Consider the following 16,003-nt stretch of genomic DNA (forward strand, 5'->3'; position numbering starts at 1 on the left):
CGCATTCCTACCCCCGGCCGCAACTGACCTGCTGTGGTATCCCATGCGCGAGAAAAACTTCGCCGACAAGTATCGCCCGGAAGTATTCTCGGAAGTGTTCGTACAGGAAAGCGCAGTCACCTGCCTGGCCAACCTGATCCGCTTCGGGCAACTCGGTCGCTCGATCCTGCTTCACGGCTCCTCCGGCTCCGGGAAGACCGCCCTTGCTCAGATCTACGCCCGCGCCCTGAACTGCGAGAACCCCGCCCCGGACGGCTCGCCCTGCTGCAAACATTGCGAGCCGTGCAGGGGGTTCGTCGAGGACGAAATCACCTACTTTGACACCTACAACGTCGCCGCGCGCGGCGGTGAGCTCGCTCAAATTCGGCAGTGGGTGCACGAGCGTAACCGCGAGGAGCGGGTGTTCCGCTACCGCATCTTGTTCTTCGACGAGGCCCATGCCCTAACGCCGAGCGCTTGCGACATGCTCCTCGATGCCGTGGAGAGGCCCGCTAAAGGGGTGCTGTTCTTTTTCGCCACAACGGAGATGGAGCGCCTCCGGCCGGCGTTGCGCTCCCGTCTGCTCGATGTGCTGGTTAGGCCCTTGTCCGTACCCATGGCGGTCGCGTTCCTGCGCCGGATCGCTAAGAAGGCAGAGATCGACTACGAACCTGGTGCCCTGGAGCTACTCGCGGGTCTGCGCAACGGCTATCCCCGGGACCTGCTGTTCGGCCTCGAACGGGTCTACGACGGCAAACGCCCGTACGTGAAGGTCGAGCAGGTACGCGAGGCCTTCGATGCGGACCAGACCGACGCGCTGGTCGCCTACTTCGAGGCGCTTGGCGAAGGCCGTCTCGATCGGCAGACGGCCGTTCTTGGTGACTGGCGGGAGGCCGGTAGCGACAAAGTTCGCTGGATTCAGGGCTTCTTGGTCTCCCTCTACCACAACGACATTCTGCATCGCCGCCTGCTCCTCGACGGGTTGATCGACGCGATTCCCGAGAGCACGCGCCGGTCGATCGTGGATCAGTTTCTGCAGCGGCTGGGCTTGGCTCGACCGGCTGAGCTGGCGCCGATCTGGTGTGCGATGATGGATTTCTGGGTGGGGGGCGAGCCGGCGCGCGACGACACGGCGCTCGCGTTGCGCCTGACGCTGTTCCACCAGCTCGTCAACGGCAATGCAGCCAGTGCCGACGCCATAGGTCGCAAGCTCACCCCGCCGTTACCTGCGACGGACGCGGCCTCGATGGCGGCGGCGCACCAGGGCTTCGCGCCCCTTGCACCTTCGCTGGCCAGCCTTCGCGGTGAGACGGGCGAACCCGGCTTCCTGACGGCGCAGGAGGCCCGGTGGATCGTCAACGCCGCCTCGTTCCTGGTTCAGGAGCACGCCGTCTTCTTCAACGCTGCCTTCGAGATTCGGCCGGAGTGTGCCGGGGCGCGACCGCAGGCCGAGGCGATCCGCCTGATCAGGGCGTTCCGCAATGATTTGGACGCCAGGGCCGAGGCCGGCGGCGGCACTGTGTTCGCAAGCATCACCCTGGTCGAGCGCGATGCAGCACTCGGCGTGGTCGGCCACCTCGTCGCGCATGTCATCATGCCCGAACCCGACTCGTCCGGGGGGCCGAACGGACTGGCGACCGGTCTGCCCGGATTAGACGCCTGGGCGCGGGGCTGGTGCGGGCCTCACCCAGCCGCCCGCGGCGTCGTGCTGCCGCGGATGGCCCCTGCCGGCGAGACGACCGCCCTGGCGTTTCATTGGGACGTCGCACTCGCCCTGTGTGGGGGCTTGTCGGACCGGCTCGAGGTCTGGGATTGTACCCGCGAGCAGTATCGACCGCTCTGCGCGCTACTCGGTGTTCGCGCCAGGTCTTCGGGCCCCGTCTACGATGTTGCCCGTGTCAGCGTCTCTGAGAAGTTGTCCGACACGGCCATCGCTCGAGCCTGTGAATACCGCCTCGCTCCGCTATCGGCGTTCGACGATGGCGCCTTCGCCGAGATCAGGACTGGATGGGAGACAAGCGAGCGCGCGGATCGCGTGGAGCGCCGATTGAAGCGCACGGCCGAGATCGAGAAAATTCGGCTGCGCTACCGCGACAATCCTGACGCGACCCAAGCGGCAATCGAGACCGTCATGCGAACCTGGTCGCCCGATCCGCACTCGCGAGTACGCAGCTGGCGGGGGTGGTGGGCGTGACGCTCGCGAGACCCAGGCTCGACGTCGACTACTTACTGGAGGCGTGTCGGGCGGGGTTGCCGGCCTTGGACCGACCGGTGGTGTATCGCTATCGCTCGGGGATCTTGCGCCCGCGACTGCATGCCATCCTGGAACAGAGCGCCGCGCGGGACAGCCGCACGGTGGCGCCCGCTGCGCTGCCGCCGCCAAACGGCTTCGACTTCACGGGCATCATCGGCAGCGCTTTGTTCCGCTACGATTGGCCGAAGCGGCCAACGCGGGGCCTCACCCGCATGAAGCTGTCATCTGCGCTCAACGATCTATCGAACAGCCTGCCGCACCCCAGCATCCACGCCGTGCCGCACGGCAGCGAAGTGGCGCAGCACGCCGCATGGCGCAAGATCGAGGCCGACGTCCTCGTTCTTGAAGAACCAGTGGTCACCCGCGAGAGCCTGCGGCCGATCTTGGCCTATCTCGCGGCGACGACCGACCTCGCATCCGATGTAGATCTCCTGGCCCAGCCCGGTTTCGTGAAGAGTTTCGGGGAGCTGGTCGAGGCCCGGGCCGAGCTGCCAGCGATCATGCAGGCGTTCGACGAGCGCGTGCTCGTGTGCCTTGACCCGTTGACGCGGCGCTTCGATGTAGCCCTGCACACCCGTGCCACGGTGCGCCGGTCGGGGCGGCACGCGCTGCTGCCGACCCTGCGCAACCTCACGGAACTTCGCCGCGAGCAAGATCTCGTCGATTTCGTCAGCGGGCTTGACGAACGGCGCTCGGGTTGTGGCTGGACCACCGCCGAACTCCTGAGCGAGATATACCGCAAGTCAAGCGTGCTGCTTCGATCATCGGTACCGTTTGGATCCCGACTTGCTCAACGTGGGCGTGTATCCCCGCGGCGGATCTTCGACGGCGGCCTTCTTTGGGCAGCGCTGCTGCTTGCCTGGGAGGAGCGCCTCGGTTCGAGCCAGCACGAGGAGACGACCGGGTATCGGAGAGGCCCGGATACGGTCGTCACGAACCTGGCAGGCCTTGGGCGCGATTTCCTCGCGCGGGCACCGGATGTGGAGGATGCGGATCCCTTGGCCGGCCGATGGTCAGCGCTCGGACGCACCTTGGGGCTCCGCGTTGAGGAAGGGCCGCTGGCACGACCCCGCGCGGAACTCTTGGATGCAATCGAAGCGGCAATCGTGCGAACGCCGGGTGCCCATCACGGATGGATACTCCGTCTGCTGGTCAAGGTCATGGCTGCCCGCAGCTGGCTCGCGCCATGTGATTGCGGGCTTGAGGGAATGGCGCAGCCGGAGACGAAGACGGTGGCGCAATCGAGCGTGACAACCCCACCGCAGAGCTTTGCAACGCTGATCGGTAGAACGCGTCTCGTGGCTGCGCTTCGTCGGCAAGCGGCCCAGCCGGAATCAGCCAACAACCTCCTGCTCCACGGTCCGGATGGGGTCGGCAAGCGCACCCTGGCCCGGGTTTACGCTCGGACAATACTGTGCGAGGCGCCGCGCGCCGAGGGCCTTGCCTGCGGCGTGTGCACATCTTGTTCCTACCCCGACGGCTCGCATCCGAGGATCTTCTCATACGACGGCGCGAGCGATCGCATCGCCAGTATCACCGGGTCGGTCGCGGGCGCCATCCGATCGACGTTCTGGGGGCGCCGCTGCGTGGTCATCGTCGACAACGCCGATCGGTACCCGCCGGCGATCTTCGACGCGCTGCTCGACCCGATGGAGAACAGTACCTGGGCAAGCTTCGTGCTGCTCGCCCGGGATCGAAGGGCGGTGCGGCTGGCTGGGCAATCGCGCTGCTTCGACTACCCCGTGCGCCCACTCGATGATAGCGAAGCCGATGCTGTGCTGCGGGTGATGCTCGCCACGCACGGAAAAATCCTCGACACGGCCACCCGCGCCCTACTGATCGAAGCCAGCGCTGGCCTTCCCGGGCGCCTGCACGAAGCTTGCGGGATCGTCGCCGCGGAGAGAGCCACAAGCCTAGCCGCGATCCGTACTGCTCTCGGGTATGGCTGGAGCGAGGCGATCCTGTCGTTCTGGCCCGCGCTCCTGATCGGAGATCACAGCGTTCTGACCGAGCTGATGCGGCGCTGGCAAATTTCGCGCATTGAGGCGACGCGACGTGTCCAGGCCCTGTTGCAGGTAGTCCATTTGTGCGGCGTCAATGGGGGTGAGACAGTAATCGCGACGTCCGACTTGGCCCTGCGCCACCTCAATGAGCAGAGATTTGAGGCATTGGCCGTCATGGCCGGGGCACAGGCTAGTCGCGAGGGGGTGGACGTTGGGGTAATCTGGACGCGAATGATCGAGATGTGGTTGGCGGAGACGGACGGCTCGTGAAGGCCTTTCGATGTGCTCGAGGGGTAGCCCGGCCTGGGCGCGCGCGACCCCGAGGCTCATTGCCTCGCCCTGACGGATGTCACGAAGTCCGATCTATTCGGCCGCTATTCCAGTCAGGTCGGCGTGCAGCGCGCGCAGGTAGAGCCAGGGGAAAGTGAGTGCGTCGTCCCCTGTCGCCTCGCCCGCCGCAATCAGCACGGTGAGCTTGAGCGCGAGGTCGGCGCGGACCTCGGCCGGCGCCAACAGTAGGTGGCAGGCTGCGTCGCTCAGCTCCCGCGCCGTCCGCGCCTCCTGCGCTCTGGCTGTGCCCAGGCCGGTCGCAGCCGCGGCCTGCGCGAAAGTCATCTGTCGGCGGCGCAACTCGGCGGTGAGCCGGCGCGCGGTCGGGCCGGGACCGAGGCGTCGTGTGATCGTGGCGGTGTCCGCGGCGTAGTCTGGTGCACCGCTCCGGCTCGGCAGGGGGACGCGCGGATAGCCGTGGGCGGTCACCACCGCCTCCTCGATCCGGTCGAGGACTGACAGGGCGGTAAGGTGCGCCTCGAGGGCGGCCTCTACGCGGACGAAGGCGCGGGCGACGGCTGTTGGCTCTACGCTGTCCGGTCCGGTCGTCGGCGTGGTCGGGTGCAGGGCGATGAGCACGCGGCGGGAGAGGGGCGGCACCGTGCTCATGCCGCGCTCGCGCAAGTGGGGCGCATAGCGGCCGGCGTCGCGCTTGGGGGCGGTTGGTCGGTGGTGATGTCCGGGGTGGCGGCGCTGTGTTCGCCGTTGTGCTCGCCAGCGGCGCGGATCGCGTTGTCCGATGTCGGCAGGGCGGCGAGGTAGTCGGCCGCGCGCGAGGCTTGGGTGGCGGCGTGACTGAGTGCGCGCGGGTCCGCTCGCAGCAGGGGTGCCCAGGAGGCGCAGTAGGCGGCGTGGTCCGGGTGCGGCGTGCGCGCGATACCGAGGTCTGCCAGCACGAAAGCGGCGCCGAGTTCGGCTGTCAGCTCCTCGGCGGCGTAGGCGCGGGCGCCGAACCGGCCCGTGAGGTCGCGGGCGAGCCGGTGGGGGGCGCCGGTCCAATGGATGAGTTCGTGGGCGAGCGTGCCTGCGTAGCCTGTGGGCGTGTGGAAGGCGGCGCGGGGCGGCAGACGAATCGTGTCCATGGCCGGGACGTAGCAGGCGCGGGTGCCGCCTTCGGTGATGCGCGCGCCGGTGGCGGTGACGAAGGCGTCGAAGGTGGGTAGGGGTAGGGGCGTGGGCGGTGACATCCTGCTGGGGGCGCTGGCTGCCGGCGGGGCTGTGTCGACCTGGGCGGCGTTGAAGACGTAGGCGGCGCGGGCGACGAAGGGGGCGCCATCCATCGTGTCGGCATCACTCGTGTCGGCGCGGGCGCTGCGGGGTAGTTCCTTGTAGAACAGAACCAGCGAGCCGCGCTCGGCCCGACGAACCTGGGCGCCGAGCGCGGCCCATTGCCGGTAGGTCGCCCAGCGTGCATCGGCGTAGCCGTGCGCCTGCGCGGCGCACCACAGCGCCAGGATGTTCAGTCCGCGGTAGCGTCGGCCCGTGTGTGCGTTGCGCGGCATGGGATCGGCGCCATGCCAGGGCGGGGTCCACGAAGCGGGGTCGGCGGTATCGAGCTGCGCCAGGATGATGGCGACAACGCGGGTGTGCAGGTCGGTGGCGGACATGAAGGGGCGAGGCTCCGAGCAGCCGCGTCTTTGCGGCCTGACTGCTGTTTCCCGGGGCGGCTGGCGATGTTGACCGGCTCAATGGTGTCCGGGGCTCTCGCACCTCGGCTTCCGCCGGGTGCGCTGGGTCGGCGCCGCGCATTCCTGCCTGCTGTCTGCAGGGGGCTCGCCCTGTTTGACTGTTTGTTCTGGATCCTGGTGAACGTTTGAGGGAGGCCGGCTTGCCTCCACCGAGGAGGTCCGGATCCCGGAGCCACGCCGTCGGTCGACCGGCGGATCGAGGTGCAACCTTTGAGTGGGATTGCCCTTCCCTGCGGCGCGCACCAGGGCCGTGAAGCGGCTAGCCAGACCCGTGATCGTCCGTGCGGTGTCATCCTGCTCGATGCGTCTCACGACAGCTGCGTCGCCAGCGTCCAGCCCTGAGCGTGGCTGGACGAGCAGCCACGCCATTTGCCGTGCGGGCGGCAATGGAGCTTCCGTGCCAGGCCGCTGCGATGCACTGGCCCTCGCACAGAGGGGTTTGCGGCCTGATCGGACCGGCCTCGTCCGGCGCTCGGCGACGAAGCGGTGCACCTGCCGGCTCGTCCCCGGGTACCCGACCAGTCGGTGTAGGTAACTGCCTGGGAACCGACGGCCGGGCGCCCAAGGTCGGCCGCGACTGCATCGGTGTGGCTCGATAGTCCGACCGCGACGAACGTCGCCTATACGTGCCAATCGCGTGGCATCGCGCGAAGCAGCTTGCGCATCGTGACCGCCCGAGAGCTACGAGAAAACGCGATCGAGGATGGCCCCGCCGAAGCATGCGGCAACAGCAACATCCCAATCCGTGAGGCGCGGGGATACGGGGCTCTGCTTGCGGATGATCGCAGAGGCGGCGGCGCAAGCGACGGCGAACAGAATTGCGAGGCCGCGAAGGCCTGGCCCTAGCGCTGCTGCCAGAACGCCGACTGGAATCGTCCGCATCGTCACCAGGGTGACCGACGGAAATCCGGGAGCCGGCGCAGCTTTGATCTGGACGAGCCCGCGTACGGCAAGGTGGGCGGCTTTCGCCGCGATCGCGTCGGCGACCATCAACAGGTGGCTAGTCGCTGCCGCCCCAAGCCAGCCCCGGTGATACGCCCAAATGCTCCAGTCGCGAACCGTCCGTGATAGGGCGAGCAGGCGACGCGCGATCCGCTGCCCCGGCGATAGACGCCGCGACCTCACTTCGGATCCTCCAGGCTGAAGGTCCCGGCCGCTTCATCGTAGGCGAACGCCTCGGCGTAACGGCCCCAGGAGATCAGGGCCTTCAGGGTCTGGTCGGCGTAATCCTCCGACATGTGGTCCTCCAGCTCGACCTGGAAGCGGGTTCGCGGGGCGGCGTGAGAGCTGCGGTCGTCAAGGACACGGCGGACATGCGCCGCGAGCGGGACGTGCGCGATCAGGTGCTGGGCGAAGAGGGCCTTGCGCTCATCGATGTCGCCCTCGGCAAAGCGTCGGCCGTCGGGGGTGAGACGAATGTCGCCACCCTCCAGTTCGGCGAAGCGCAGGAGTTGGAGCGTCTCGGCGATGGGAAAGAGGTCGTCGATCTCCAGCGCCAGCGCGCTCGCGAGCAGTGGCAGGTCGGCTTGGCCTTCGTACGGCGTGCCCGCGACCGCTTCCATCAAGCCGGCCAGCAGATTGGTCGAGACTGCGGGGAGGATCATGCCGATGCCGATACCGGGAAACAGCCCTTCTCTCGGCTGGGACGGCACGTCCGCCGCCGAGACCTCGTGTCCGGCGGCTGTGACTTGGCGTGCCGTCATCCGCGCGTAGATGTCATCGACGATGGCCCGGAAGGTCGGGTCGAGGCGGTTGCGCGGCTGCGTCAGCTCGACCCGAATGTCGGCCACGACCCGCCCGGGATTGGACGAGAACACTAGGATCCGGTCGCTCATCAGCACCGCCTCCTCGATGTTGTGGGTCACCATCAGGATCGAGCGGGTCGGCATCCGGCCCTCGATCCAGAGATCGAGCAGGTCGGTGCGTAGATTCTCGGCGGTCAGGACGTCGAGGGCGGAGAACGGCTCGTCCATCAGCAGGATCTCGGGCTGGACGACCAGCGCCCGGGCCAAGCCGACGCGCTGGCGCATGCCGCCGGAGAGTTCCTTGGGGTAGGCGCTCTCGAAGCCGTCAAGGCCGATGAGGTCGATGGCGGCGAGCGCGCGCGTGCGACGCTCGGCCGGCCGAACGCCCTGCGCCTCGAGCCCGACCTCAACGTTCTGCAGCACCGTCAGCCAGGGAAACAGTGCGAAGGACTGGAACACCATGGCGATCTGACGGGCGGGGCCCTGCACGATCTCGTCACCGATCCGCACCGTGCCGCGGCTCGGCGGCATCAGACCGGCGATGATGCGCAACAACGTCGACTTGCCCGAGCCCGAGCGGCCGAGCAGCGAGACGATCTCACCCGAGTGCAGATCGACATCGACGTCGTCGAGGACGACGAGGTCGGGCGCGCCGCCCTTATGATAGAAGTGTTTGATCCCCGAGACCGACACGAGCGCGGGGGCGGCCGAGGCCGCCGTGATCGATGGATCGACCGTGGCATCCATGGATGGAGCTCCGAAAGGCATGGGCTGCGCTGGGTCAGTTCAGGCGGAAGCGCCGTTCGCCGTAGGCGTAGAGCGGTCGCCAGATCAGGCGATTGAAGGCTACGACGAAGACGCTCATCACCGCGACGCCGAGCACGACGCGCGGGAAGTCCCCGGCTTCGCTAGCGTCGGCGATGTACGCGCCGAGGCCGGCCGCTCGCAGCTTGATGTCGCCCCAGCTGGCGACCTCGGCGACGATGCTCGCGTTCCAGGAGCCGCCGGAGGCGGTCAACGCGCCGGTGACGTAGTAGGGAAAGATCCCCGGCAGGATGACCTGCCGCCACCATTGCCAGCGGCGCAGCCGGTAGAGCGTCGCCGCTTCGCGCAGGTCCGTCGGAAACGCGCTCGCCCCGGCAATGACGTTGAACAGGATGTACCACTGGGTGCCGAGCACCATCAGCGGTGACAGCCAGACGTTGGCGTCGAGGTGGAAGGCGACGATCGCCACGACCGCGAAAGGGAACAGCACGTTGGCGGGGAAAGCCGCCAGAAATTGGGCTAGCGGCTGAACGCGCTCCGCCACGGTCGGCCGGAGACCCACCCAGATGCCGACCGGCACCCAGATCAGCGACGCCAACGCGATCAGGACGATCACCCGCAGAAGCGTCAGGAGGCCGTCGCCGAGGGCCTGCAGCAGGTCGGCGAGGCCCAGCGTCGCGCTGACATACGCGAAGACGTGCCACGCCGCGTAGGCGGCGACCGCCACGACGAGGACCAGCCAGACGATGTCGAGGTTCGATCCAGTCGCCGTTGCCGCCGCCTGACGATCGGTCGAGGAGCTTCGGCGCACGCGGGACGACGCGAGCAGCAGGGTCAGGTGCCCCATGAGCCAGCGCACCGGCCAAACGAGAGTCTTGGCGAGCCGTGTCGCCCGCATCAGGTCGTAGACCCACGATTGCGGCCGGCGCTGCGCGGCGACCTGCTCGAAGCGAAATTTGTCCGCCCACGCCACGATCGGCCGGAATACGAGCTGATCGTAGAGCAGGATAACGACGGCGATCGCGAAGACGGCCCAGGCGATGGCCGGGATATTGCGCCGCTCGATGGCCAGGGAGAGCCACGCGCCGATGCCCGGCAGGGCGATACGATTGTCTCCGACCGAGATCGCCTCTGAGGCGACGACAAAGAACCAGCCGCCCGACATCGACATCATGGCGTTCCAGACGAGGCCCGGAACGGCGTAGGGCGCTTCGAGGCGCAGGAACGTGAGCCAGGGCGAGAAGCCGAAGCCCTTGGCGACCTCGGTCAGATCGCGCGGCACGTTACGGAGCGACTGATAGAACGAGAAGGCCATGTTCCAGGCTTGGCTCGTAAAGATCGCGAAGATCGCCGCGCATTCCGCGCCGAGCTGGCTCGCAGGGAACAGGTTCAGGAAGAACAGGACCGTGAAGGTCAGGAAGCCCAGCACCGGCACGGATTGTAGGATGTCGAGGGCGGGCACGATCACGAGCTCGGCCTTGCGGCTCTTGGCGGCGAGCGTCGCGACCATGAAGGTGAAGACGAGCGAGGCGGCCATGGCCGCGAACATGCGCAGGGTCGTGCGCAGGGCGTAGTCGGGCAGCTTCCACAGATCGAGCGTGACGGGATTCACGTCGAGGGCGACGAGCGGCGCGCGCATCTCGTGGACGCCGTGCGTCAGCGCGACGAGCCCGCCGATCACGATGAAGAAGGCCACGACGTCGTAGCCATTGGGCAGCAGGGCCTTGCCCAAGCGGCCGACGCCGAGGGGCGCACGGCGCGTAGCATCATGGATGGCGCGGGCGTCGAGCATTCAGAATCTCGCCGGCAGCAGCGCTGCTTAAGCTTGGGGTGGAAAGGACTCAGTCGGACAGGCGAGAACGCGCACGCGGCGCAAATGCGACGCACACCCCAAAGCTGATCGCGCGGCGGCCCGGCCGCCGCGACGTCAGGCTATGCGCAGGGGATAGCTTCAGGCGGCCAATCGCTCGATAGACGTCATGGCGTGCGCGGCGCAGCAACTGTCCGGCACGTCTTCGTCGGACGTCCACCGGCATTCCAGGCGGCCGCTCACCGGGTCGGTGGACCACCGGGCTCGCAGGGCGCCGCGCCGGGCCGGAGCTAGCGTGGACGGGGCGATGGATCGCTGGGCAACGACGCCGTTCCGCAGGTCCATAACGACGGCGCGTGCATGAGCGCGCGCACGGATCGAGACGATCATGTTCATGGTGCACCTTTTATGGTCCGGCCGTCCGTGCGGCCGGTTCCTGAAGGTGCGCCGGGTCAGGCGTCCAAGCGGGAAACGGTCGGCGCGAACGGCGCGGACAATCGACTGTGACTGTCGCTTGGCATGGGGTTCAGGGATCCTGAATGTGGGTTGCGCGGAGCCGATGATGGCTTTGCCCGGCGTCGACGCACTGACACCGGATCATCGTGCAGTCAAGCGCCAGCGTGCCTCGCCGCGGTGCGTTCACGCGAGTGTGCAGGTATCTCGGCGGACGCCCCATGCCGTGACGCCGCTGCAATCATCGGCGCATCAGCCGACCGCCAGACCCATCGCCTGTCGGGTCCGAAGCGCCGCTCCTCGCCGAGTTATTCCCGCCCAGGGTCCGGGTGGCCGGCAGCCCGAACGCTCACGGCAGTGAACGCAAATTTAGTGGACGTCGATTCCCTCAACGCCCTACTCTAGAATAATTCTAGAATGAGTTGCCGGGGGCGGCCTTGCTTTTGACGATGGAACCGCAGTCCGCGGCCGCAGACGGCGATCGGGGCTCTCGCGATCACGGTGGAGTCGCTCCCGGAAGCGCGACGGTCGATGTCGGCTACCGGACATCCATATCGCGCGCAATACGACTGCCTACGATTGTTTTGGGTGGCGTTTGCTTGATGGGCGGGTGCGTCTGGTCGATGCGCGATACGCTGCTACCCCCGACGGAAGCGGTCATTCGCCCCTACCTCGTTCTGATGGGGCTTGCGACGGGAGCCGCTCCTGAGGCGTCGACGCGGTCGAGCGACCAGGCCGAAGTCGCGACCCAGGTCGATCCGAACGTGGTGATCCTCAATGCCGCCGGCCAAGCAAGTCTCCGGCTCGCGTCGGGGCAGGCCACGACCCGCCGAATCCTTCAGCCGGTGCGGGCGCCGGGGATGGTCGCCTTCGACGAACGTCGCGTCGCGCACGTGAAGCCTCGCACGCCGGGCCGGGTGACGAGCCTCGCGGTTCAACCCGGCGACACCGTCCGGGCTGGACAGACGCTTGCGACCCTCGACGCGGCGGGCGTCCTCGACGCGCGCAACGGCCTGTCCGAGGCGAAGGCAAGCCTCGCCGAGGCACAGGCGACCGAGGCGGTCGCTGAGACGAATTTGAAGCGCGGGCTCGATCTCCTGAAGGTCGGCAGTGTCGCGCAGTCGGAGGCGGACCGCCGCAGGGTCGATCTCGCCAAGGCTCATGCGGCGACGCTTTCGGCCCAGTCCAAGGTCGAGTTGTTCACCGCCCAGTACGAGCGCCTCGCCCCGGAAGCCGGGGCCGCCCCGGGCACCAGCGCCATCGTCGCGCCCCTCGACGGTGTCGTGACGACCGCGGGCATCACCCTAGGCGAGGTGGTCGACACCGGACGCGATGCCTTCACGGTGGCGGATCCGTCACGGGTGCAGGTGCTGGCGAGCCTCTACGGCAGCGACATGACCGCGGTGAAAGCCGGCGACGCTGCGTCCGTGAGGGCTGCTCCGAGCCGTCCCCGCCTCGACGGCCGGGTCCGATCCGTGAACGCCGCGGTCGACCCCGCCAGCAACACGGCACCCGCGCGGATCGAGATCGACAACTCGGCGGGCCTGCTGCGCGCCAACATGTTCGTCTCGGTCGAGATCGCCGCCGACCTCGACCGGGAGGGGGTGACCATACCGGCCTCCGCCGTCCAGCAGACGCAAGACGGTCTCATCGCCTTCGTGCGCACGGGGGAGGAGCGTTTCGAGAAGCGGACGCTGACCCTCGGCCTGCAGAGACCCGACTGGGTCGAGGTGGTCGAGGGCGTTGCCGACGGCGAGACCGTGGCGACCGACGGCAGCTTCGGCCTCAAGGCCATCCTCATGCGCGGCCTCCTGGGCTCCACGGATTGATCCGATGTCGGCTTGGTTTTCCCTCCTGATCCGCCGCCGCTGGCTCGTCCTCGCGGTCGCGTTGGCCGGCGCGGCCGGCGGCCTCGCCAACCTGCGGGCCCTGTCCGTCGACGCGGTGCCGGACATCTCGCCGAAGCAGGTGATGATCCTCACCCTGTCGCCGGGCCTCGGGCCGCTTGAGGTCGAGCGCCTGGTCAGCTTCCCCGTGGAAAACGCGATGGCCGGCGCGCCGGGACTCACCGGCATTCGCTCGACGTCGAGGGCCGGCGTCTCCGCCGTCTACGTCACCTTCGACGACGGCGTTCCCGTTACGGAAGCGCGCGCCCAGGTGTTCCAGCGGCTGCCTGCGGCCAAGACCATGATGCCGGCAGGAGTCGGCGACCCGCAGATGGGTCCGATGGCGACCGGGCTCGGCGAGATCTACCAGTTCGAGCTGCGCGGTCCCGCCTACTCGCCGATGGAGCTCAAGCGCATCCTGCAATGGACCGTCGCACCCCGGTTGAAGCTGACGCCAGGCATCGCCGACGTGAACATCTACGGCGGCCAGTTGCCGACCTACGAGGCGCGCGTCTCCTCCGATGCGCTCCGCCGCTACGGCATCACCCTGGGGCAGGTCTACGCCGCGTTGTCCGAGAACAACCTGGCGCGGGGCGGTGCCTACATCGAGCACAACGACCAGCAGCAGACGATCCGCGGCCTCGGCCTCGCCAAGGGCCCCTCGGACATCTCCGGCATCGTGGTGGCCACCAATGCGGGCGGCCTGCCGGTCACCGTCGCCGACCTCGGCGAGGTCATCGAGGCGCCCAAGGTCCGCCTGGGGGCGGTCAGCCACGACGCCGGCGGCGAGACGGTGGTCGGCATCGCCATGATGCAGCAGGGGGAGAACGCCAGCGCCGTGGTGGAGAGGGTGAAGGCCACCGTCGAGGAACTGCGCCCCCAACTTCCGCAGGGCGTCGAGATCAAGCCCTATTACGACCGGTCGACCCTCGTCGAGCGGACGATCCGCACGGTCGAGCACAACCTCGTCGAGGGCGCGGCGCTCGTCGTTGCGGTCCTGCTCCTCCTGCTCGGCAACCTGCGAGCCGGGCTCGTCGTCGCGGCCGCCATACCGCTCTCCATGCTAATGGCGTTCGCGGGCATGCGTTTCCTCGGGCTGTCGGGCAACCTGATGAGCCTCGGAGCCATCGACTTCGGCCTGATCGTCGACGGCGCCGTGGTGATGGTCGAAAACGTGCTGCGCGCCCGTGGCGAGCACCCGGACCGGCCGCCCTTCGAGGTGATCCGCGACGCCGCCGCCGAGGTGGCGAAGCCCATCCTCTTCGCGGTGGCCATCATCATGCTCGTGTACGTACCGGTGCTCGCCCTCGAAGGTGTGGCCGGGAAGATGTTCCGCCCGATGGCGGTGACGGTGATCCTGGCGCTCGCCGGCTCCCTCGTCCTCACCATGACGCTGATGCCTGCTCTCGCGGCGATCATGCTCTCGGGCAGCGGCGTCGGCGAGCGGGAGACCCGGTTGGTCCGTGCGATGCGCGCAACCTACGAGCCGGTGCTCCGGGTCGCCGAGCGGCGGGCGGGCGTCACAGTGCTCGCCACCCTGGTCCTCTTTGCGGGAAGCTGCCTGCTGGCGACCCGGCTAGGCGGAGAGTTCCTGCCGAAGCTCTCCGAAGGCTCCATCGTCGTCACCTCGGAGAAGCTGCCGGGCATCAACCTCGACGCGTCCCTCATGGCGGTCAACCGGATCGAGTCGGTGCTGAAGTCCTTTCCGGAAGTGAAGCGCGTCGTGTCGCTCACCGGCAGCGCCGAGATCCCCACCGACCCGATGGGCGTGGAATCGACCGACAGCTTCATCGCGTTGACCGATCCCTCGACGTGGACCACGGCGGAGACGCAGGAAGGTCTCGTGGCGGCCTTCGAAGCGCGCCTTCGGGCGAAGGTGCCGGGGGTGGCGTATTCCTTCTCGCAGCCGATTCAGATGCGGATGGACGACCTCCTTGAGGGCGTGCGCGGCGACGTGGCGATCAGCCTCTACGGCGACGATCTCGAAGTCCTCAAGGACAGGGCCGACGCCATCGTGCGTACCGTCTCTGGCGTCCGCGGGGCCGCCGACGTGAAGGCCGAGGCGCAGGCCGGGATGCCGGCCGTGACCATCCAGATCGACCGCGCCGCGGCGGCTCGCTACGGCGTCAGCGCGAGCGAGATTCTCGACGTGGTCGAAGCGGTCGGAGGACGCTCGTCCGGGATGGTCTACCGCGAGGACAACGCCATCACCGACATCGTGGTGAGGCTCGACGCCGGCGACCGCGGCGACATCGGGCGGATACGCTCCCTGCCCGTCGGTCGCGCGGGCCGGCCGCTCGTGCCGCTGTCCGAGGTCGCGACCGTCGAGGCCGGGACCGGGCCGGCGCAGATCAGCCGCGAGCGCCTTCAGCGCCGCATCTCCGTCCAGGCGAACGTCCGGGGCCGCGACGTCCAGGGCTTCGTCGCGGAGGCGCGGGAAGCCGTCAGGAGCCAAGTGTCCCTGCCCCCGCGCTACGCCCTCCGCTGGAGCGGGCAGTTCCAGAACCTGCAGGAGGCCACCTCACGTCTTTCGGTGGTGGTTCCCGCCGCGATGGCGGCGATCCTGCTGCTGCTGGTCGTCATGTTCGGCGACCTGCGGATCGCGGGCTTGATTTTCCTCAACGTGCCGGTGGCGGCGACGGGGGGCATCGTCGCGCTCTACCTCCGCGGACTGCCCTTCTCGGTCTCCGCCGCCGTGGGGTTCATCGCGACCTTCGGCATAGCGGTGCTGAACGGCGTGGTTCTGGCGAGCTACATCCGCGATCTGGAGCGCTCGGGCCTCTCGCCGGAGGCGGCCGCGATGCAGGCCGCGAGGATGCGGCTTAGGCCGGTCATGACGACCGCGCTGGTCGCGACGCTCGGCTTCCTGCCGATGGCGCTGTCGACCAGCGCGGGCGCCGAGGTGCAGCGCCCCCTGGCCACGGTCGTGATCGGCGGCCTGCTCACTGCGACGCTGCTGACGCTGGTGGTCCTACCGGCCGTCTACCCTTTCGTATCGAGGCTGCGTTGGCCTGGAGCTAAGGCGCCCGCGAAGGAGAAACGGTCACCCCTTCTCGCAGGTCGGGTCAGCGTCGATGCGTGACCGAAGAC

At 68.2% G+C, this 16,003-nt stretch carries 10 protein-coding genes; 4 read left to right on the forward strand and 6 right to left on the reverse strand.

What is annotated here, in order from left to right; all coding sequences use genetic code 11:
* Positions 1 to 43 precede the first annotated feature (43 nt).
* Both ACW9J6_RS31345 and ACW9J6_RS31350 read left to right on the forward strand, forming a co-directional pair.
* Positions 44 to 2,173 carry an AAA family ATPase gene (locus ACW9J6_RS31345; RefSeq protein ID WP_457120237.1) on the forward strand — a complete coding sequence of 710 codons (2,130 nt, stop codon included), beginning with the start codon at positions 44 to 46 and terminating at the stop codon, positions 2,171 to 2,173.
* Positions 2,170 to 4,506 (forward strand): hypothetical protein, encoded by a 2,337-nt coding sequence (locus tag ACW9J6_RS31350; protein ID WP_457120238.1) that lies wholly within the window; start codon positions 2,170 to 2,172, stop codon positions 4,504 to 4,506. Before ACW9J6_RS31345 ends, ACW9J6_RS31350 begins: the two co-directional genes overlap by 4 nt.
* A gap of 93 nt (positions 4,507 to 4,599) precedes the next feature.
* Here the strand turns inward: ACW9J6_RS31350 and ACW9J6_RS31355 are convergent, their stop codons facing one another.
* The 6 genes from ACW9J6_RS31355 to ACW9J6_RS31380 form a co-directional block, all read right to left on the reverse strand.
* Positions 4,600 to 5,175: a hypothetical protein gene (locus ACW9J6_RS31355; protein WP_457120239.1), complete on the reverse strand. Its 576-nt coding sequence runs from the start codon at positions 5,173 to 5,175 to the stop codon at positions 4,600 to 4,602.
* A complete protein-coding gene (locus ACW9J6_RS31360) occupies positions 5,172 to 6,173 on the reverse strand; it encodes an ArdC family protein (RefSeq protein WP_457120240.1) in 1,002 nt (333 codons plus the stop codon). The genes ACW9J6_RS31355 and ACW9J6_RS31360 overlap by 4 nt, the downstream gene beginning before the upstream one ends.
* Positions 6,174 to 6,935: 762 nt before the next feature.
* The gene (locus ACW9J6_RS31365) at positions 6,936 to 7,247 is read right to left on the reverse strand and encodes a hypothetical protein (RefSeq protein ID WP_457120241.1); all 312 of its coding nucleotides are present in this window, start codon (positions 7,245 to 7,247) and stop codon (positions 6,936 to 6,938) included.
* Between the two features lie 128 nt (positions 7,248 to 7,375).
* The gene (locus ACW9J6_RS31370; RefSeq protein WP_457120242.1) at positions 7,376 to 8,746 is read right to left on the reverse strand and encodes an ABC transporter ATP-binding protein; all 1,371 of its coding nucleotides are present in this window, start codon (positions 8,744 to 8,746) and stop codon (positions 7,376 to 7,378) included.
* A 34-nt stretch (positions 8,747 to 8,780) separates the two neighbouring features.
* Entirely contained in the window at positions 8,781 to 10,556 is a 1,776-nt protein-coding gene (locus ACW9J6_RS31375; protein ID WP_457120243.1) for an ABC transporter permease, read from the reverse strand.
* Positions 10,557 to 10,715: 159 nt separating this feature from the next.
* Positions 10,716 to 10,970 (reverse strand): hypothetical protein, encoded by a 255-nt coding sequence (locus tag ACW9J6_RS31380; RefSeq protein WP_457120244.1) that lies wholly within the window; start codon positions 10,968 to 10,970, stop codon positions 10,716 to 10,718.
* Positions 10,971 to 11,476: 506 nt separating this feature from the next.
* Here ACW9J6_RS31380 and ACW9J6_RS31385 point away from each other — a divergent pair.
* Both ACW9J6_RS31385 and ACW9J6_RS31390 read left to right on the forward strand, forming a co-directional pair.
* Positions 11,477 to 12,856 (forward strand): efflux RND transporter periplasmic adaptor subunit, encoded by a 1,380-nt coding sequence (locus tag ACW9J6_RS31385; RefSeq protein ID WP_457120245.1) that lies wholly within the window; start codon positions 11,477 to 11,479, stop codon positions 12,854 to 12,856.
* Between the two features lie 4 nt (positions 12,857 to 12,860).
* Positions 12,861 to 15,995: an efflux RND transporter permease subunit gene (locus ACW9J6_RS31390; RefSeq protein ID WP_457120246.1), complete on the forward strand. Its 3,135-nt coding sequence runs from the start codon at positions 12,861 to 12,863 to the stop codon at positions 15,993 to 15,995.
* Positions 15,996 to 16,003: the final 8 nt, after the last annotated feature.

The organism is Methylobacterium sp. JK268 (genome assembly GCF_054052225.1).

Excerpts from the sequence above, each read along its gene's own strand:
- ACW9J6_RS31345 (WP_457120237.1), top strand. The coding sequence starts at position 44 with ATGCGCGAGAAAAACTTCGCCGACAAGTATCGCCCGGAAGTATTCTCG.
- ACW9J6_RS31355 (WP_457120239.1), bottom strand. The coding sequence starts at position 5,175 with ATGAGCACGGTGCCGCCCCTCTCCCGCCGCGTGCTCATCGCCCTGCAC.
- ACW9J6_RS31360 (WP_457120240.1), bottom strand. The coding sequence starts at position 6,173 with ATGTCCGCCACCGACCTGCACACCCGCGTTGTCGCCATCATCCTGGCG.
- ACW9J6_RS31370 (WP_457120242.1), bottom strand. The coding sequence starts at position 8,746 with ATGGATGCCACGGTCGATCCATCGATCACGGCGGCCTCGGCCGCCCCC.
- ACW9J6_RS31375 (WP_457120243.1), bottom strand. The coding sequence starts at position 10,556 with ATGCTCGACGCCCGCGCCATCCATGATGCTACGCGCCGTGCGCCCCTC.
- ACW9J6_RS31380 (WP_457120244.1), bottom strand. The coding sequence starts at position 10,970 with ATGAACATGATCGTCTCGATCCGTGCGCGCGCTCATGCACGCGCCGTC.
- ACW9J6_RS31385 (WP_457120245.1), top strand. The coding sequence starts at position 11,477 with ATGGAACCGCAGTCCGCGGCCGCAGACGGCGATCGGGGCTCTCGCGAT.
- ACW9J6_RS31390 (WP_457120246.1), top strand. The coding sequence starts at position 12,861 with ATGTCGGCTTGGTTTTCCCTCCTGATCCGCCGCCGCTGGCTCGTCCTC.